General features: G+C 36.1%; 17 protein-coding genes. 12 read left to right on the top strand and 5 right to left on the bottom strand.

Translation table 11 applies throughout. From position 1 onward, the window contains the following. Nucleotides 1–13 precede the first annotated feature (13 nt). Nucleotides 14–1,138, bottom strand: coding sequence for a carboxypeptidase-like regulatory domain-containing protein (locus H7F21_RS08885; protein ID WP_185788916.1), 1,125 nt, complete (start codon nucleotides 1,136–1,138; stop codon nucleotides 14–16). Nucleotides 1,139–1,378: 240 nt separating this feature from the next. Here H7F21_RS08885 and H7F21_RS08880 point away from each other — a divergent pair, with 240 nt between their 5' ends. Further along, the gene (locus H7F21_RS08880; RefSeq protein ID WP_185788915.1) at nucleotides 1,379–1,942 is read left to right on the top strand and encodes a hypothetical protein; all 564 of its coding nucleotides are present in this window, start codon (nucleotides 1,379–1,381) and stop codon (nucleotides 1,940–1,942) included. Further along, entirely contained in the window at nucleotides 1,939–2,757 is an 819-nt protein-coding gene (locus H7F21_RS08875; protein WP_185788914.1) for a ComEC/Rec2 family competence protein, read from the top strand. The genes H7F21_RS08880 and H7F21_RS08875 overlap by 4 nt, the downstream gene beginning before the upstream one ends. 35 nt (nucleotides 2,758–2,792) lie before the next feature. Here H7F21_RS08875 and H7F21_RS08870 read toward each other — a convergent pair whose 3' ends face one another. Then, complete coding sequence (locus tag H7F21_RS08870) at nucleotides 2,793–3,173, bottom strand: RidA family protein (RefSeq protein WP_185788913.1); 381 nt, start codon at nucleotides 3,171–3,173, stop codon at nucleotides 2,793–2,795. Between the two features lie 109 nt (nucleotides 3,174–3,282). After that, nucleotides 3,283–6,087, bottom strand: a complete 2,805-nt coding sequence (locus H7F21_RS08865) for a putative LPS assembly protein LptD (protein WP_185788912.1) — start codon at nucleotides 6,085–6,087, stop codon at nucleotides 3,283–3,285. A gap of 110 nt (nucleotides 6,088–6,197) precedes the next feature. On the opposite strand from H7F21_RS08865, the gene H7F21_RS08860 reads away from it, so the two are divergent. The 10 genes from H7F21_RS08860 (at nucleotide 6,198) to bshA (ending at nucleotide 19,031) form a co-directional block, all read left to right on the top strand. After that, nucleotides 6,198–7,316, top strand: a complete 1,119-nt coding sequence (locus H7F21_RS08860; protein WP_185788911.1) for an N-acetylmuramoyl-L-alanine amidase family protein — start codon at nucleotides 6,198–6,200, stop codon at nucleotides 7,314–7,316. Nucleotides 7,317–7,371: 55 nt separating this feature from the next. Further along, nucleotides 7,372–8,319, top strand: a complete 948-nt coding sequence (locus H7F21_RS08855) for an MlaD family protein (RefSeq protein ID WP_185788910.1) — start codon at nucleotides 7,372–7,374, stop codon at nucleotides 8,317–8,319. A 13-nt stretch (nucleotides 8,320–8,332) separates the two neighbouring features. After that, nucleotides 8,333–9,649, top strand: coding sequence for a 4Fe-4S dicluster domain-containing protein (locus H7F21_RS08850; protein WP_185788909.1), 1,317 nt, complete (start codon nucleotides 8,333–8,335; stop codon nucleotides 9,647–9,649). 18 nt (nucleotides 9,650–9,667) lie between these two features. Then, a complete protein-coding gene (locus tag H7F21_RS08845; protein WP_185788908.1) occupies nucleotides 9,668–10,315 on the top strand; it encodes an outer membrane beta-barrel protein in 648 nt (215 codons plus the stop codon). Between the two features lie 16 nt (nucleotides 10,316–10,331). Then, nucleotides 10,332–11,114: a (Fe-S)-binding protein gene (locus tag H7F21_RS08840; protein WP_185788907.1), complete on the top strand. Its 783-nt coding sequence runs from the start codon at nucleotides 10,332–10,334 to the stop codon at nucleotides 11,112–11,114. Nucleotides 11,115–11,321: 207 nt separating this feature from the next. Then, the gene (locus tag H7F21_RS08835; RefSeq protein ID WP_185788906.1) at nucleotides 11,322–11,807 is read left to right on the top strand and encodes an ABC transporter ATPase; all 486 of its coding nucleotides are present in this window, start codon (nucleotides 11,322–11,324) and stop codon (nucleotides 11,805–11,807) included. Between the two features lie 55 nt (nucleotides 11,808–11,862). Then, nucleotides 11,863–13,290, top strand: coding sequence for a serine hydrolase domain-containing protein (locus tag H7F21_RS08830; protein WP_185788905.1), 1,428 nt, complete (start codon nucleotides 11,863–11,865; stop codon nucleotides 13,288–13,290). Nucleotides 13,291–13,424: 134 nt separating this feature from the next. Further along, the gene (serB, locus tag H7F21_RS08825; protein WP_185788904.1) at nucleotides 13,425–14,648 is read left to right on the top strand and encodes a phosphoserine phosphatase SerB; all 1,224 of its coding nucleotides are present in this window, start codon (nucleotides 13,425–13,427) and stop codon (nucleotides 14,646–14,648) included. Between the two features lie 120 nt (nucleotides 14,649–14,768). Then, nucleotides 14,769–17,726: a serine hydrolase domain-containing protein gene (locus tag H7F21_RS08820; protein ID WP_185788903.1), complete on the top strand. Its 2,958-nt coding sequence runs from the start codon at nucleotides 14,769–14,771 to the stop codon at nucleotides 17,724–17,726. Nucleotides 17,727–17,891: 165 nt separating this feature from the next. Further along, nucleotides 17,892–19,031: an N-acetyl-alpha-D-glucosaminyl L-malate synthase BshA gene (gene bshA / locus H7F21_RS08815; RefSeq protein WP_185788902.1), complete on the top strand. Its 1,140-nt coding sequence runs from the start codon at nucleotides 17,892–17,894 to the stop codon at nucleotides 19,029–19,031. Here bshA and H7F21_RS08810 read toward each other — a convergent pair. Beyond that, nucleotides 19,024–19,374 carry a ribose-5-phosphate isomerase gene (locus H7F21_RS08810; RefSeq protein WP_185788901.1) on the bottom strand — a complete coding sequence of 117 codons (351 nt, stop codon included), beginning with the start codon at nucleotides 19,372–19,374 and terminating at the stop codon, nucleotides 19,024–19,026. The genes bshA and H7F21_RS08810 overlap by 8 nt on opposite strands. A gap of 1 nt (nucleotide 19,375) precedes the next feature. Then, nucleotides 19,376–20,158: an alpha/beta hydrolase family protein gene (locus H7F21_RS08805; RefSeq protein WP_185788900.1), complete on the bottom strand. Its 783-nt coding sequence runs from the start codon at nucleotides 20,156–20,158 to the stop codon at nucleotides 19,376–19,378. Nucleotides 20,159–20,273: the final 115 nt, after the last annotated feature.

The raw sequence follows: 20,273 nt of genomic DNA, 5'->3' as shown, positions 1-20,273 counted from the left end.
TGGGTAGTTGTTTTTATTCCATTGCGGCCAACTCAAACACCATATACTGCATCAAGCGCTCAACAGTTGTCGCGTCTGAAGTATTGTTTTCCGTATGGAAAGAAGAATACATTACACCGCCATCACCATGTAAAAATGTATACGCCAAATATTTACTTTCACTAATGCCATCGTATTCAACAGGACCATATAACCAAGGGATCACGGTCGTATTATCAAACGAATCTACGACTTGCCATCCACCAAGGAATTCATTTATGGTGACATTACCATTAGGTATATCAATACCAAAGTTTAAGGATATCCAATCGATAAGATCCTGGTTCAATATTTCGGCTTCAGTAGAAAGGGAGCTACCACTTCTATATGGATCGTAAAAGCTTAAATAGTTGGTACCACCTGCCGTAATATCGTCTAAGTAGCTATAAGCCCAATCTGTAGCATACAATAAACCGCCATTACTCACATAAGCCGTAAGATTATTGCCAAATTCTACTTTAGATTCACTGAGACCACAATTTAGAAATATAATATCATAGTTGGATAACAGGGTAGGAGACTCTATAAGATCTCCAAAGCCAAAATCGACATTGGGTTGCAACATTGGATTAAAGGTTCTGTTGGCCATGTCATGGTGACGGCGATGACTCGTGTCAGGATTTCTATCCATGGTATCATGACCATCGATTATATCAAAAAGTGGTTCTTGGGTTATGGGATTCACCAAGCCTATGTTATACAAGACCTCTTCAATATGATCAAAACTCCCAGTAACTACGGCAATATTTGGTAGCTCTGCTATAGGAATGCTATCGAAATTAAACGTAAAGGCGTCGATAAGATCATTTAAATCTACAGTTGTAGAGGTTCTAAACGCCCCTTTGGAAATGGTAAGTTCGTAATCGTCTTTGGTAAGGCCGTCCAAGGAGAAATTACCTTCGCTATCCGTAAGGCTTTCTTGGATAAGGTCGTTATTCTTGTAGAGCTTTACATGGGCCTTAGATACGGCATCCGTGCCATTTGGCGTCACAAATTTTCCAGAAATACCATAGTTGGCTTCTGGTGAGTTGTCGGATTGATCTTTAGAGCAGGCAACGATGACAAGGAGGGCAAATAGAAGTGCGGTGGTTTTCTTCATAGTTATAGGATTGATTAATAGCGTTTAGTTATAGGATGTAAAAACAACAAAAAGGTTGCGTTTACATCTACTAAAGATATAACAGTTAAGTTACTAATTCTCCTACTTTTTTTATTTTTTTAGCTGATTTTTAGAAAAATACGTAAGGTTACGTATAGTTTCTAGCTTCAAATACATGTAACTTGCTTACAGGAATTCACTTTGTTTTTCCAAACTTATCAACTCATTTAGAAATGGCCTATGGGACAAAAAAAGTTAAGTATACCAATTATTACTGATGTGGATAGAAATATTGATGGCGTAGAGATGATTAGATGCTCTTATTACTCCGTCCAATCGGACTCTCCAATTCCAAATTGGAGTATTAGTACTGTAAATAATAATTCGTCAATTTTGCTCTTGAATATAGAAGCCATTCTACTCGGTCCAACCAATAAAGGTGATGAATTTGATAGTGTTGAGGATATTGATTCAATGTACATCTTTGCCGAACAAAACCAAGGTCTTTTTGTAGATATCAATGATATTTGGGTACCCTTTCATTGGTTTGGTGTCGAAAAAGTAGAACAAGGATTGGTATATCGTATTTCACAAGAGAAATTTTCTCTTTGCTGGAAACTTCGACATGATTATATCTCCTTTGATGAGTTCAATACTGAAATAGCCTACCAAGAAGATATCAAATTAAGATTCTCGCAAAAAGAAACCAACGCTTTTAATGATTGGACTAAAGCGCAAATATTTAGATCTCGGGAAATCTATCAAGAAAGTCGAGGAGATTACCTTCAAAAATTTAAAGAATGAGTCAACTAAAAATTATCTTAATCAATGTAGCCTGGGGAGATTCTATCTTTCTAGAATCTACTGATAGCAATGGAAATGAGCATTATGCCTTAATCGATTCTAACGATACATCTAATTTTCGATCGAGTCTTATTTTTCTTAAGCGTTATTTTCAACGAAAGTTTAATACTAGTAGTATAGTTAAACCAACATTTGATTGGGTAATGTTATCACATGCACATCTAGACCATGGACAAGGTTTAAAAGAGATCATGCGCTTTTTCGGTACATCAAGATTCTATTATCCTAAAAGCATCCTGAACTCGAATTTAGCCCACCTACAGAACTACGCGAATAGGGTAGGTGTTAATCACCAAGCGATTGATAATAATAGGGTTTTTCCTGATTTTGGTGATGTTAAAATTGATATTTTATGGCCAAATGAAGATGAAATTTCAGATAATGAAAATGATAACTCCATTGTGATGGCATTAAATCTTCATAACATGACGTGTATGTTAACAGGTGATGCTGAAGAGGACGTTTGGAATGTCATAAAATCGCAGATCCCAAGTAATACGGCTTTTTTCAAAGTGCCTCATCACGGTTCAAGACACGGCACATTAGATCATTCAGGTCAAGGGACTTGGACGACGGATTGTCCTAACAACGCTTTTTTGGCTATGAGTACACATAATAGGCCTTATAATCATCCTCATGTTGAAGTTTTGGATGTTCTAAATAATCAAGGCTTTACTTATGCGAGAACGGATGATAACTATCATGTTGAAGTAACCATCAACTCTAATGGTATCAGCACAAAATATTCTGAATAGGTAATATGTGAATAGAGCATTTTTAGAGTTAAAATTTACCTCACCGCAATCATACTAATCTCCACATTGACAAACTTGGGCAAATTAGCCACTTCTACGGTTTCTCTTGCTGGTGCCGTAGCCTCATCAAAGTATTGGCCATAAACCGCATTGATGTCTCCAAAATTGTTCATATCACTAATAAAAATAGAGGTTTTTATCACATGCTCAAAGGTCATATCCGCAGCTGCTAAAACAGCTTTCATATTTTCCATGACCTGTTTGGTTTCCGTTTGTATATCATCCATAACCAGTGCCATAGTGTCTGGATGCAAAGCGATCTGGCCAGAGGTGTACAGTGTATTGCCTACCAAAATGGCTTGATTGTAGGGGCCTATTGGTGCTGGCGCTTTAGTAGTGTTGATTATTTTTTTCATGCGTGCTTTCTAAGAAATCAGAATTCTATCAATAGATTAGACATCATTCAAATTTAAGGTATTTATATGAAAAAAGACAGGTCGACTGCGCTCAATGTGACAGTTAGAATTAGTTCCCAAGATTTCTATCGGGTTGTCGGCGTTGATCGTATTTTAAGTCTTTTAATAAGTTGGATTTTATACCTATAAAGAAATTCCATGAGGAGCGATTACTAAAAGGTACCCAAGTAAAATTCATACGCCAACTTAACAAATCACGCTCAAAACGTAATTGGGTAAAGGTAAAACCTTGATTAAGAAAATCATATCCAGAGGAGGCACCAACACTCCAACGCGGCGAAATTTCGATATCACCAGAAAACATCAACGAATGTGAACTTATCTCGTCTTGCCGTCGTGTATTGGCGTAGTTAGCAGCATAAGCCAAACGGACATTCCATGGCATTTTGTAGTTGTAGAGTTCATTGTCGTTTTTTTCCTCTTTATCCCTGTCTTTATCCGTGAGTCGCTTATCTGCAAAATCTTGGGTTTTTCCAAAAAGGTCATCAGTCCTACTATTGGTATTTGCAGCACGACGTTCCTCGCTTTCATCTTTATCATCCTCACCCTCCTTACCTGAAAACGTTTCATTGGAAAGGGTATAACTGATATTAAGATTGGCAGAAGTAAGTCTAAACAAGCTTCCGCCATTATCAATATTAAAGGTATTGATCACATTATTGTTACTATCTAAGGCATATGGATTTAAGGTCATCCCAAAGTTGATATTCATCTTTTTCTTTAGAATTTGTGTACCACCCGTAACACGCACTGGACTCCAATTTAAGGAATCGGCCGCAAGATTGTAGCCTGTGGAAAAGTTAAGGTTATTCAACAAAAAGACTTTTTCCGGTTCGGTTTTAGTAGAATCCTTGGACCGTACTTTGGCTTCGATATTATTCCCCAAGGAAATACCAATGTTACTGGAATACGCATTACGAGGCGATCCAAACAACGAATTTTCAAACCGCGTATATTCAACTTGGCGAACCTCGTCACTCGTCGTCCCATTGGCATCCACAACATCGTAGGTTTCATAGAACTGATCAAAAGCAGGGCTGACGCTGTAACTAATCGATGGTCGCATAACGTGCCTTATGGCTTGTATTTTGGGGTTTTTGCCTTCCCTTTCAAAATTATACATACCATATAAGGTAGTACCAATACTGGCACCAAAATTATAGGTCAAGAAGCGGTCAAAACCATTTTGGTCAATTGTGACGATCTCTTCGGTTGTTGGATCTTGAAATCTACGAATCGTATTGAGTGTCCAAGTTTCTTCAAAATTGGCGTTGGTACTCACGCTAAAATGATTAAATATCTTAAAGTTGGTTGTCAACGGAATACTATGGCGCATACCTGCTAGGGCATCGTCAAACATTTCTTGTTTTCCGAATAAGGAATCCGTAGTGCTAATACGATATTCACCTCTAGTATTTACTTGAAAGTTAATATTTTGAATAGCGCCTTTTTTTGCTCCCGATTTCGGTGCAAAAGGAAATACCCTACTCATGGAGGCTTGCATCGTAGGTAAGGTAAGATTAATCGCTTCGGTATTGGTATTTTGATTATGTGTTGCCGACAAACTCAAATTTACCTGAGGCTCGCCTTGAAATGATTTGGAATAGGATACGGAAGACGCCAAAGTGTTATTTAGAAAGCTAGACTGATTGATCTGGTTTATGGATTGTTGGTAATATTGGCTACTTCCTAAGTTTACAGACGCCGAAAATCGTGAATTGGGATTGGCCTTTGCATCTTGACTGTGCGACCATCTAATATTATAGATCGTACTTTGACTAAAATCTGGAAAGCCACGTTCACTATTTAAAAGGTTCTCGTACCTAAAACCGAAATTACCTCTAAATTTATAGCGTTTAGCATAGCTGCTCTCTAATCGTAAGCCGTAACTTCCATTTGTATAGTAATCGCCTAACACGGCCAAATCTACATAATCGCTAATGGCAAAGTAATACCCACCATTTTGTAAAAAATAGCCTCTGTCATTACCAGTATCTTCACCAAAAGAGGGGAAAATTATACCTGAAGTTTGTTTTTTGGACATCGGAAAATAAGCAAAAGGTATGGCAATTGGTGTTGGTACATCATAGATATACATTTGACTCATTCCCGTAACTATTTTTTTACCTGGAACAATTTTAGCCCTGTTCATTAAGATATAATATTCAGGATCCTCTATGTTTTCGGAGGTTGTGAATTTTCCTCTAGAAATAAAGTAGACTGAGTCGTTTTCGCGTTTGGTTTTCTCTGCTATTATAGTTCCTCCACTTTGTTCGGTGACTGAATTGAATATAATTGCTTTTCTTGAATCCGTATTGAAAATTATGGAATCAGGTTCAATGACGTTGGCACCTTGTTTAAAAACGGGTTTTTGTGAATAGCCAGTAGAATCCTTAAGGCGACCTGCATAAACCAAATTTTTACTGTAGTCTATAACGATAACACCTGCCGTGATTTCCATGTCTTCATAGAGGACTTGGGCTTCGTTAAATAGGCGAATTTGCTGTTTTCTTTGGTTAATGGCAACATAGTCTTGAGCCTTATACGTTACAATATCCTTTAAAAACGCATCTTTCTTTACCGAATCTTGCTCTGTGGAATCAGCTACTTTCGTATTGCTAGGTTTGTTGGAAAGCGAATCTAAAATTATACTAGTAGAATCTTTAATAGTAATGGTGCGCTCCTTTTTTTGTTGAGCTGGAATTTCTTTATTCTTTTTTGGTAATTCTTGGGCGAAGCTCAAAGTGTTGATAAGCACTGTAAAACTCAAGGCAAAAAGTATGTGTAAGCTATTTGTACGCAATCCTTTTAGATGTATTTTTGTAAAAGTATGGCTCGGTTTTTGAATCGCCAAAAGTACAGATATTTTTTTGTGATTATTTTATTAAAATCATAAAGTTTACAAATACTGATTTACCAACAATAACGTGTAATAATCAGAGTTTAGAAACCGTTAGATTACATATGCAAACGACAGTAAAACATATAATAGTATTCGTAGTTATCACATTTATAACTTCTTTAACAGGCATTTCGTCATTACAAGCACAAGACGATAAATTTGTAGTGGTTTTAGATGCTGGTCATGGTGGTCATGATCCAGGCCGACCAACAAAAAATGGCTATAAGGAAAAGGATATTGCTTTAAAGATAGTATTACAAATAGGTAAGGAACTTGAGAAAAACCCTGATTTCAAGGTCATTTATACGCGTAAAACGGATGTGTTTGTTACTTTGAAGAATAGAGCTAAAATAGCAAACAAAGCGGATGCAGATTTGTTTGTGTCTGTGCATTGTAACGCACATCATACCCAAGCTTTTGGTACTGAGACCTACGTACTTGGAGCTAAAAATTCAGAACGAAACATGGCAGTAGCCAAGGCCGAAAATGAAGTGATCTTTTTAGAGGAGGATTATGAGGAGAATTATGCAGGTTTTGATCCAAGTTCTCCAGAATCTAGCATAGCTATAGGTATAGAACAAGAAGTGTACGTAGAGCAAAGTATCGTTTTAGCTCGTAAGGTTGAAGATAATTTTTCTGGTAAACTTAAAAGAAGAAGTCGCGGAATCAAGCAATTGAGCCTTTGGGTATTGCACAATACCTACATGCCTAGTGTTTTGATTGAAACAGGTTTTATTACCAATAAAAAAGAGGGGGCATACTTAAATTCAAGTAGCGGACAAGTTAAAGTTGCGGGAGCAATTACGGATGCTATAATCGCTTACAAAAAAGAACTTGATCAAAATGTAGGCAATAGTATTTTGATTAGTGATACCGAAATAGATGAGAACTCAGAGACAACTCCCGATATTTATGAAGGCGTTACCTTTAAAGTACAAATTGCCGCCAGTTCGCGGAATTTAGATGCGAAACCTTACAATTTTAAAGGATTGTCAAACTTAAGTAAGGAAAAAGCTGGAGCACTCTATAAATACTTTTATGGAAGTACATCAGACTATAATGAAGCCAGGCAACTCAATGAGAAAGCTAAAGAAAAAGGTTATACTACGAGCTTCTTGGTAGCCTATAAAGATGGTAAACAAACCGATATTAATGAGGTATTGAAAACTACTACCAACTAAGAAACATTATTAATATTTTTATTCCTAATTTTGCTTCTAACCAAAGTGAAGACCATTGAAAATTTCAAGAGAAGTTAAAACGGCTATATTGGTACTATCTGGTATCGCTCTGTTTATATATTTATTTTCTTTTTTAAGAGGTGAGGATATTTTTACCAATGAAAAAACCTACTACACCGCCTTTGATTATAATGCATTGAGTTCTGCCTCTCCTGTTACCATAAAGGGTAATAAAATTGGGAAGATAGAAGAAATAAAATACGACTTTGAAACAGGTAAAACCAAAGTGTCTTTTTCTGTAAATCCTAAGTTAAAATTTTCGAAGAACAGTACCATACGCTTATATGAAACAGGACTTATGGGAGGCAATGCCTTGGCTATTATAGATACTGAAGATGGGCAAACGGCGCAACCAGGCGATTTTATCGCCTCAGAAGTAGAACCAGGTCTTATTACATCTTTAAAGGATAATTTTTCTGGTATAAGTTTAGATTTAGATAGTACTATTCGTTCTGCAGACACGCTTATGACCAATATTAATGCCTTAGTGGTAGATAAGAGCGATGAAGGATTAAAGAATACTATTGCGGAATTGAATTCTACCCTAAAATCATTTAAGAACTTATCTTATTCAATCCAAGGCGTTATTAAAGAAAACGATACTAAAATAGCGGCCGTACTCGATAATTTTGAAAAAACAAGTAAGGATTTAAGCGAATTATCCACTGAACTTAAGGATATGAATTTATCCAACACCATAGCTAATTTGAATAAAACCTTAACAGGTATTCAAGGTATCATGGCAAGTATCGATAATAGCGAAGGTACTATTGGTAAACTCTTAAATGATGACGCGCTCTACAAAAATCTTGAAGCCGCTTCAAAAGAAATGGAGTTACTTTTATTGGATATTAAGCTACATCCTGCTAGATACAGACGTATTTTGTCAAAAAAGGAAATTCCTTATCAAGAGCCAACAGAAGAGCAATTAAATAACAACTAGATTTACTTTTAGTATGGAGTACATACCAAATATTCTTTTTGCCATAATCCTAGTTTTAGGTATCGGTTATTTTGCAAGAAACATAAAGAAACTAATACGAAACATAAAATTAGGTAGAGAAGTTGATGCCAGTGATAATAAACGCGAACGATGGAGTAATATGGCGCGTATTGCCCTTGGACAAAGCAAAATGGTGAAACGGCCGATTGCTGGCTTTTTGCATGTTATCGTTTACATTGGCTTTGTAATTATAAATATTGAAGTTCTTGAAATTATAATTGATGGAATCTTTGGGACCCATCGTGTTGGTTTAAAATTACTATCACCACCAGTTTACGGGTTTTTAATTGATTGTTTTGAAATTCTCGCAGTTTTAGTCTTAATATCAGTAATCGTGTTTTGGTTGCGACGTAATGTCATTAAATTAAAGCGTTTCCTAAGTTCAGAAATGAAAGGTTGGCCTAAGAGTGATGGTAATATTATTCTTTATTTTGAAGTCGTATTAATGTGTTTATTTTTATTGATGAATGCCGCCGACACGTCATTTCAAGATATGAATTATGGAAATATTATCACGCAATTTATCGCACCTTGGTTTGAGGGTATGTCTGAAAGTACTTTGCATACTATAGAACGTACGGCTTGGTGGTTACATATTATTGGAATTTTAATTTTCTTGAATTATCTCTATTTCTCGAAGCATTTACATATTCTATTAGCATTTCCTAACACCTATTATGGTAGTGTGCAGCCTAAAGGCAAATTTGATAATCTTGAAGCGGTTACCAATGAGGTGAAATTAATGATGGATCCTAATGCAGATCCATTTGCCGCTGCACCAGAAGGGGCAGAAGATGACTTTCCAGCTAAGTTTGGTGCGAGTGACGTTATGGATTTAGATCAAATTCAGCTATTAAATGCCTATACATGTACCGAATGCGGGCGTTGTACATCTGCTTGTCCTGCAAATCTTACAGGAAAGAAGTTGTCGCCTCGTAAGATTATGATGGATACGCGTGATCGTCTAGAAGAAGTAGGTAAAAATATAGATGCCAATAATGGGGAGTTCAAGGATGATGGCAAACAACTTTTAGGAGATTATATTACCAATGAAGAACTTTGGGCATGTACCACGTGTAATGCCTGTGTCGAAGAATGTCCTGTAAGTATCAATCCATTATCAATCATCCTGGATATGCGTCGCTATTTGGTGATGGAGCAAAGCGCTGCGCCGATGGAACTCAATAATATGATGACCAACATAGAAAATAATGGTGCACCTTGGCCCTATAACCAAATGGATCGTTTAAACTGGGCTGACGAAAAATAATTAAAAGTGCTTAATGCTATGAAATATAACGTCCTGTTTGTTCTTTTATTAATGCCTTCTTTCTGTTTGGCTCAAGAAGAAGAGGAAAGGACGGAAGAACCAACTGAGAAAGGAAATTGGTTCATTGGTGCAGGTTCAAATTTCTTTTTTAATTCAACCAATTCCAAAATTGAAACAGCAGAGCAAGATTTAGATGCAGGTAATACATTAAATATTACCTTAGGTGCCGGAGGGGGATATTTTATTATTGATAATCTTTTAGTTGGTGTCGAATTGCCAGTTTCGTTTTCGAGATTTAAAGATGACGATATTGATTTCGAAAGAAAAATAACATCCTTTATAGCGTCTCCCTTTGTAAGATACTATTTTAATGGATCTAATATAAGACCATTTGTACAAGCTAATATTGGTTTTGGATCTTCAAAAACGACGATTGAAGACAATTCGGTTTCACCCAATCCCGATCCGGTGTTTCAAGCTTCCGAAAGTAAATCAACGGTATTTCAATATAGTGTAAACGGCGGAATAGCTATCATTATTAATGACAAAGTTTCTGTTGACTTGGGAGTAGGTTATAGTCAAACCAATTCAGAACCAGAGGATTCTGATCTAAAATTCAAAAATAGTACCATTGGATTTTTAGCAGGGTTTAACATTTTTATTTAGATAATAAAATTACGTTATGAGCGAAGAACTTAAAGTGCCAACAATGGCAGAAATGATGGCAGAAGGTAAGCAACCTGAAATCTTATTTTGGGTAGGTTCTGCTGGTAGTTATGATGATAGAGCAAAAAAAATCACTAAGGCTTTTGTTAAAATATTGAATAAGGCCAATGTCGATTTTGCCGTTTTAGGAACAGAAGAAAGCAATACAGGAGATTTAGCTAAACGTGCTGGAAACGAGTTCTTGTTCCAGATGCAAGCCATGATGAATATAGAAGTACTTAATGCTTATGAAGTAAAACGTATCGTGACTTGCGATCCGCACTCCTATAACTGCATTAAGAACGAATACCCGAGCTTGGGAGGTAACTATGATATCGTGCATCACACGCAGTTTATCAAAGAGTTAATGAGTTCAGGAAGACTGACTGTAGAAGGAAATACCTATAAAGGCAAACGTATCACTTTTCATGATCCGTGCTATTTAGGACGTGCCAATAGTGAATATGACGCACCAAGAGACGTGCTTAGAAAGACCAATGCCAATTTGGTTGAGATGAAACGGCATAAAGGCACCGCACTTTGCTGTGGAGCAGGAGGTGCCCAGATGTTTAAAGAACCGGAAAAAGGGGATATGGATGTCAATATTCTTAGAACCCAAGATGCCCTGGATACCCAACCAGATATCATCGCGACAGGCTGTCCGTATTGCAATACCATGATGAGTGATGGTGTGAAATTCAAAGAAAAAGAAAGTGAGATTTCAGTATTGGATATTGCTGAATTAATTGCTAATTCTTAAAAATTGAAAAAGACCGACAATCTATTTAGAAATAGCATTGTATTTGGCCTCGTTAGTGGTCTAATTATAGCTATGATTAGTATAGGTATAGATTATTACCAAGAATCTTCATTAATATCAATTAATCTGTTTGTTTTTAATTTCATTATTTATTCTATTATCATGGGATTAGCTTTTAGATTATATACTTTTAAAGGAAATTAAAATATGCTAGTAGATTTTGATACCTTACCAGAAGAATCCCGTGTTTGGATATACCAAGCTAACCGCTCGTTTTCAAAGGATGAACTCGAAGAGTTAAAATCTAAAATAGAAACATTCATTGAAGCTTGGACAGCTCACGGAAAGGATTTACAATCTGGCTATAAGATTGTATATAAGCGTTTTATAGTGATAGCTTTAAACCAAAACTTAAGTGCTGCTACAGGTTGTTCTATTGATGCTTCAGTACATTTTATTCAAGAATTAGAGAACGCCTATAATGTCGATCTTATGGATAAAATGAACGTTTCTTATAAGCAAGGCGAATTTATAGCGTATAAGCCACTTGTGGACTTCAAAAAAATGGCTAAGAACAAATCTGTTTCGAAAAACACGATTGTATTTAATAATCTAGTAACCAATATCGCAGAGTTTAACGATAATTGGGAAGTGCCTGCAAGTGAGAGTTGGCATAGTCGGTTTGTCAAGTAATTCTTGTTCGACATAAGAAATGAAATATACCCATTTAGTATTAGTCTTTATACTGATGATTTGTTCCTGCAAACCATCTCAAAAATTAGAACAAGAAAACGAAATAGAAACGCGACAAGACGTCATCAACTTCTTGTTTAAAGACTATATAGGAGAAAAACCAAGTGCAAGTTTCATTGTAATAAAAGATGGTAAGATAAAAGAGAACCAAAGTTTTGGTTATGCAGACTTAGAACATAAAATTCCTGCTAATGGAGAAACCAACTATAGATTGGCATCGGTAACAAAGCAATTTACTGCAATGGGAATTTTAATTTTAATTCATCAAGGTAAATTAAATTACGAGACTAAACTAACGGAAGTTATTCCTGAATTCCCAGAGTACGGAAAAGATATTACAATTAAAAACTTAATGTCACATAGGTCCGGACTACAGTCTTACACCAAATTATATCCTAAAGATTGGAAAAAACAGATCGTTGATGAGGATGTACTTCACCTGTTAATGAAACAAAATAGTTTGTTATTTCCTGCTAATTCTAAATTTAGATACAGTAACTCTGGGTATGCTGTTTTAGCTAAGATCATAGAGCGTGTTTCGGGCAAGAGCTTCAAAGAGTTTATGGATATAGAAATTTTTGAAAAATTAGGGATGACCAATAGTACGGTCTACTTAAAAGATTTGCATATAAAGAATCGGGCATACGGCTATAAATTAATTGAGCGTGAGTACCAAAACAAAGACCAGAATAAATGGTCTGCAATACAAGGTGATGGCGGAATTTATTCCTCAGTAAGTGATTATGCAAAGTGGGACAAGAGTTTATATGAAGAAACACTTATCAGTGAAGACCTGATGAATGATGCATTTTCAAAATGGGATAAAGATGGAAAAACAGATGGAGATGGCTATGGGTTTGGTTGGCAAATTGGTTATAAAAATGGTAAAAAGTATTTGGTACATGGCGGAAGTTCAACAGGTTTTCTAAATACCACTTTAAGAGTCCCGTCCGATAAAATTACAGTGGTTATTTATACAAATAATGGAAACTTGGGTGGTCTGAGAAGAAAGGCTTTGTTTTTAGCTAGTTATTTTTCTGATGGAGCAGTTCCAATACCTTGCGAAATTTTGCTTGAAAAGAATATTATGGATAATGGTATAGAAAGTATCTCGGCTAAATTTGATCAAATAAAATCGAACGAGAACAAATATGACATTTCTAAAGATGGTCTTATTAGATTGGGCTTTAGTTATTTTGAAAATGAACCAGAAAAATCGCTAAAAGTATTCGAATTAATTACAACGGAGTTTCCAGATTATTTTGGAGGTTATTATGGTTTAGCACAATATTATGCATATAAAGACAAGGGGAACAATAAGTTGGCCATAGAGAACTATAAAAAAGTAGTTGAACTGAATCCAAGTAACGAAAACCGGCTCATTAATCGTTCAAAAAGAATGATTGAAAAATTGAGCGAATAAATTATGTTTCCATTTTTCCTAAATAAGAATCCTATAAAAAATCTCCTTTAAAATTGTAATATTCTCATCAGTAATAATTTTTATTTATCAGATATAATGTAGATTTTTACCACAATGATATAAAATTATAAATCGTGGCAACAGATATCTTTTTACTTAATATTTCCGGTCAAGATAAACCTGGACTCACATCGGGTTTAACTAGTGTTTTGGCTGAGTATGATGCTAAGATACTTGATATTGGACAAGCAAATATTCATGATACTTTATCACTAGGTATGATGTTCGAAATTAAGTCTGGTAAAAAATCTGCTGCAGTCTTAAAAGATTTACTATTTAAAGCCTACGAACTGGGTATTACCGCTAAGTTCACCCCAATATCTCTAGATAACTACGAGCATTGGGTAAGTATGCAAGGAAAAGATCGCTATATCATTACAATTCTTGGAGATCGATTAAAGGCCGAGCAAATCTCTGAAGTCACAAAGATTATTTCTGAAAAAAACTTAAACATTGATTCTATAAAACGTTTGACAGGAAGAACGTCGTTGGTAAAAGAAGAGGAATACCCAAGAGCATCCATACAATTATCTATTCGAGGAAAGCTGAATGATAAGTCTGAGTTTACATCAAAATTTATGGAGATCTCTAAGGAATTAGATGTGGATATTGCGTTTCAAGAAGATACAATGTTTAGACGCAACCGTCGCTTAGTATGTTTTGATATGGATTCTACCTTGATTCAAACGGAAGTTATAGACGAATTGGCAGAGCGTGCGGGCGTTGGAGAAGAGGTTAGAGCTATCACGGAATCTGCCATGCAAGGCGAAATAGATTTCAACGAGAGTTTTAAGCAACGTATGAAACTCCTCAAAGGTTTAAGCGAAGACGTTTTAAAGGACGTTGCTGCTAATCTTCCTATTACCAAAGGTGCGAGAAGACTCATTGATACATTACACTACTACGGTTATAAAACAGCGATACTTTCTGGTGGATTCACCTATTTTGGGCATTATCTTCAAGAAAAACTGGATATTGATTATGTCCATGCTAACCAGCTCGAAATTAAAGATGGCGTTTTAACTGGCGGTTACGTTGGTGAAATTGTTGACGGCAATAAAAAAGCGGACTATTTAAAATTGCTTGCAGAGGATATGGGTATAGATATTGGTCAAACCATTGCTGTTGGTGATGGTGCTAATGACCTTCAAATGCTTAATCTTGCTGGATTAGGCATCGCCTTTCACGCCAAGCCAAAGGTTAAGGATAGCGCACAGAATTCTATTTCGAGTATTGGTTTAGATGGTATTCTATATTTACTCGGCTATCATGACCGGCATATAGACTTGATGAGCTAAATTTCTTCAAACTGTTAATTACACGGTTTATAAAAGTGTATTAAAGTCTTTCTACTTACTGTTAAATATGCTATTTTGGCATAGTATTCGTTATTTAACCTATAAACGATAAAGATTTACATGCGATATTTGTCCCTTATTCTTTTTTGCCTTTGTGTCCAAATCAATTTTGCGCAAGAACTTTACAATCACCCTTTACTTTCCGAAGATCCAATTCAGCAACAAAAATGGGTAGATAGTGTATATAATTCAATGTCTTTAAAAGAGCGTATTGGCCAGCTCTACATGGTTCAAGTCATGTCCGAGAATAGTGCCAAGGTCAATAATAAGATTGTAGATCTCATAAAGAACGAACATATAGGAGGTGTCATTTACTCTAATGGCGGTCCTTATAGACAAGCTAAGTTGAATAATTTATTGCAGGCTACTTCTAAAATCCCACTTTTAGTGGGTATGGATGCAGAATGGGGTTTGAGCATGCGTCTCGATTCTACATATGCTTTCCCTTGGAATATGACGCTTGGAGCGATTTCCGACAATAAGTTGGTTGAACAAACAGGAAGACAGATCGGTGAACATTGTAAGCGCTTGGGGGTGCATTTTAATTTTGCACCAGTTGTAGATATTAATACTAATCCTAAGAATCCTATTATTGGAAATCGCTCTTTTGGAGAGGATAGGGATAATGTCACCGCAAAGGGTTTAGCGTTTATGAGAGGGATGCAAAGTGCAGGTGTCTTGGCCAATGCAAAACATTTTCCTGGACATGGTGATACGGAAGATGATTCACATGAAACATTGCCTACGGTGTCCTTTAGTGAAAAACGTATTGATTCTATCGAATTATATCCTTATCGCGAATTGATTAAAAAGGGATTGTCTAGTGTTATGGTGGCACACCTTAATGTTCCTAGTCTAGAAAATAGAAGAGGCTTCCCATCTTCACTTTCAAAACATATTGTTACTGACATTCTTAAAGATGAACTAGGATTTAAAGGACTAATCTTTACAGATGCCTTAACCATGAAAGGTGCGGCAGATTATGTAGAGAAGGGTGTTGATGGTATCACACCAAAAACAATGACAAAAGGTGGAGAAATTGACCTAATGGCATTCTTGGCAGGTAATGATGTGATGCTAATGTCTGAAAATCCACAAAAAGGTATCGCTAAATTCGTAGAGGCTTATAATGAAGGCATTATTACCGAAGACCGTTTATCACATTCTGTAAAGAAAGTTTTAATGGCGAAGTATAAGGTTGGTTTGCATGACTATTCTCCTGTTGGTCTATATAATCTGGGAAAGGATTTAAACAGAATCAAGGATGACGCACTTTATGAAAGCCTAATGGAGAGTGCTATTACAGTAGTTAAAAACAAGAATTCACTATTGCCTTTCCGCAATCTTGAAACTAAAACGGTTGCTTATGTCTCACTAGGAGATAGCGATGGTTCGGCATTCTATGATGAATTAAAGAAGTACACTAAGGTCCATCATATAAAAGCGGATAAATTGGATGGTTTAATTGCCAAATTACAAAATTACAATACGGTTGTTTTAGGTTTTCATAAGTCTAATGACAACCCTTGGAAAGGTTATAAATTTTCGCAAAAAGAATTGGCTTGGTTGTATGAAATTGCGAGATCAAACACCGTTGTTTTAGACGTATTTGCAAGACCTTATGCACTCAACGAACTGTTATCTATACAAAACATTGAAGCCATAGTCATGAGCTACCAGAATAGTCGGATTGCTCAAGAAAAGTCTGCTCAACTTATTTTTGGCGCTGTCGGAGCGAAAGGGAAATTGCCTGTTAGTACTGGACAGTTTTTTCCTGTAGGAACAGGTGAAAACTATAATTCAATATCAAGTCTTAGCTACGGTTTGCCAGAGCGCGTTGGAATGGACTCTGAAAAACTAAGCCGGATAGATTCCGTAGCCAATCATGCCGTAAATAACCGAATGACACCAGGCATTCAGCTTTTGGTTGCTCGAAAAGGTAAAGTGATTTACAACAAGAATTTCGGTTATCATACCTATTCAAAAAAGAACAAAGTTGATTTTGATGATGTTTACGATGTGGCCTCATTAACTAAGATACTGGCCACATTGCCAGTAGTGATGGAGTTGGAGCAGCAAGGATCTATTTCTTTGGATGATAAGTTGGGAAAATTACTTCCTAGTCTAAGAACTTCCAATAAGAAAAACATAACCTTAAAACGAATGTTGTCGCATTACGCCAAGTTACGACCTTGGATCCCATTTTATTATGCAACCTTGGATACGGTTACCAAAAAGCCAGATCCTAAGTATTATCGTAGCAAGCGCACTAAAGATTTTAATATAGAAGTGACCAATTCGTTGTTTTTGCGCAATGACTATAAGGATTCCATACAGGAAATAATAAAAGAGAGCGAGTTGTTAACGAGATTGCGATATCGCTACAGTGATTTGCCTTATTATATTTTAAAGAATTATCTCGAGGGGTTTTATGACAAATCGTTGCATGAGATTACACAGGATCGCTATTACGAATCTCTTGGCGCTAATTATACCACATACAATCCAAGGAAGAAATTTAGCTTAAAAGATATTGTGCCTACTGAGGTTGATGATTATTATCGTTATAAAAAAGTACACGGTTACGTTCATGATATGGGAGCAGCCATGCAAGGTGGTATTGGTGGACACGCTGGAGTTTTTAGTAATGCCAATGACGTTGCCAAGATTATGCAGATGTATTTACAAAAAGGGTTTTATGGCGGAAAACGTTATTTAAAATCAGAAACCATTGACAAATTTAATACCTGCTACTATTGCGAAAGCGACAATAGGAGAGGGATAGGTTTTGATAAACCGCAATTGGGAGAAGAAGGACCAACCTGTGGTTGTTTATCCATGACTAGTTTTGGGCATTCAGGTTTTACAGGCACCTACGCTTGGGCAGATCCTGAAGAAGAAATTATATATGTCTTTTTGGCGAATAGAACCTATCCGCAAGCGGGAAAAAATCTATTGCTCCGAGAAAATATCCGAACTGAAATTCAACGTTTGATCTACGAAGCTATAGTTGAATAATTCAGTACTTAAAACGTAAGTTAAAAACTACTTAAATTTGATGGGCAATTTTATAAATCTACTAACTTTATGGTTTTAATTAAAGTTGTAAGGGTTCCATAAAAATTAAGACTTTATATACGTTAACTTGAAACACGCTTTAACTTTAGACACTTGTAACTTTATATGAAAATAGGTATTGTTTGTTATCCTACATTTGGCGGAAGTGGAGTAGTGGCCACGGAATTAGGTTTAGAACTTTCTAAACGAGGTCACGAAATACACTTTATAACATATAGTCAGCCAGTTCGCTTGGAACTATTGAGTAATAATGTTCATTTTCATGAAGTACACGTGCCAGAGTATCCTTTGTTTCATTACCAACCATATGAATTAGCATTATCCAGTAAACTGGTGGACATGGTAAAGTTACATGGAATTCAATTGTTGCATGTGCATTATGCAATTCCTCATGCCTATGCTGCTTATATGGCGCAACAAATGCTTATTGATGAGGGAATTTTAGTACCAATTGTAACTACGCTTCATGGCACCGATATTACCTTAGTAGGAAGTCATCCTTTCTACAAACCTGCGGTGACATTTAGTATTAATAAATCTGATGCCGTTACTTCGGTTTCAGAAAGCTTGAAGAAAGATACCATGCGTCTTTTTGACATCAAAAAAGATATTCATGTCGTTCCAAACTTTATTGACTTAGAAAAGCATCTCAATAGTTTCACGGATTGTCAGCGTGGAATGATGGCCAATGATGATGAACGCATCATCACACATATCAGTAATTTCAGGGAAGTAAAGCAAATACCTGATGTCATTAAAATCTTTTATAACATCCAGAAAGAATTACCAGCTAAATTGATGATGGTTGGTGAAGGACCAGAAAAGGAGCACGCTGAACTTTTGGCTGATGAACTAGGAATTACCGACAAGGTTATTTTCTTTGGTAACAGCAACGAAATAGATAGAATTCTTTGCTTTAGTGATTTGTTTTTGCTCCCGTCTCAAACCGAAAGTTTTGGTTTGGCGGCCTTAGAAGCAATGGCTAGTAGCGTTCCAGTAATTTCGTCCAATACAGGTGGTTTGCCAGAAGTTAATGAAGATGGTTATTCAGGTTATTTAAGTGATGTCAATGCGATTGGTGAAATGTCTACAAATGCCTTAAAGATTTTAAAAGACCCTGAGGTTTTGAAGAAATTTAAAGCAAATGCTAAGGCGCAATCTCTGAAATTTGATCTTCATAATATAGTACCCATGTATGAAGATATCTACGAAGAAACCTTGAAGCAATTCTTAGTTACTAATTAGACCAAACTGCATAACGCGCTCTGCGTAGTTCTAAGGTGATTTCTTTTTCTGCAGTAAGGGCTTCGGATCTTGTTAAAAAAGGATCAATATGGTTATAGAGACTAGGCCTTAGATAAAGACCATACTTTTCAACAATATTAGAAGAAATCTTATAGCCTTTTTTGTTCCTATATCCGGTTTTGTGTTGTTGAAATCGTTCTTTTGGTGTTTTACTGGTCATTCCAACATAAAGGCATTCCAACACCCCATTGTATTGTGGGTTTGCTGTTCTGAACTTGGTGTTTTCAGAATAGACACGCTTAGATAATTCTACAACATAAATACGATAGAGTGTTTTGGGCATTTTATTTAAATTGTGCTAAAAACGTTTTAACTACGTTCCATGTTTGAGCAGAACTACCATCAACACGGTCTTCATCCAGCATCGATGATCCGTGGACGCCATTGTCTGCGATATACGTCTGGTGACCATTTTCTTTTGCAAGTTTTATTTGGTTTTGGGAACGTTCACTTTGCATCTCGGAAGCTGGTTTCATAAGCAGTAGAGGTATTTTTAATGCTTCAATGTGTGCATTTGGCTGGCAACCTTCCATAGGTTGGCCAGAAGCTGGAGAAAAGGCCAAAACACCATCGATGATATCTTGATTGTTATTAGCAAGTTTAAGAGCCAAAGTGGCACTATAACTACTTCCCCAAAGTATTGTTTTTCCGGTAAAGCCATTAGCATTTATGTAGTCCAAAGCGGCAACCATGTCTGGATAGGCATCACAATATCCAAATTCGTTTTTTGAAATTTCAGCAACAGTACGGTTATGGCCACCATAGTAATATTGTCCCCCTACACGCTGGTCTATAGTTAAAATATTGAAACCCTCTTTTTCTAGTTCAGGAATAATGGATTTGTACTCTGCCCTGCTATTGGATCCACCTTGATGACATATTAAAAGGGTAGGAGCAGATTTGTCTTTTTCGTAAAGGTCACCGTAAACTTTAATGCTATCATTTGCATAAAAGTAGACTTCATTGCTAGCTCTAGCTTCTGCTATGATTTTACGTTCAACGTCTTTCTCTTTACATGAGCAAATTAAGATTAATAGTATAAATGAAAGCGAGAGGCGTTTGTTCATGCCGAAAGATTTTGAAAATTGACTTTGAATATTATAAATCAAGGTGAAGTTATGGTATTTATTTATAAATATTTACTCTATAATTGAGATTCAAGATTTCTATACTTGTTTTGTA

Source organism: Winogradskyella flava, from assembly GCF_014243395.1.
GTDB classification, from domain to species: Bacteria; Bacteroidota; Bacteroidia; order Flavobacteriales; family Flavobacteriaceae; genus Winogradskyella; species Winogradskyella flava.
This window is presented reverse-complemented; position numbering and strand designations above follow the sequence as displayed.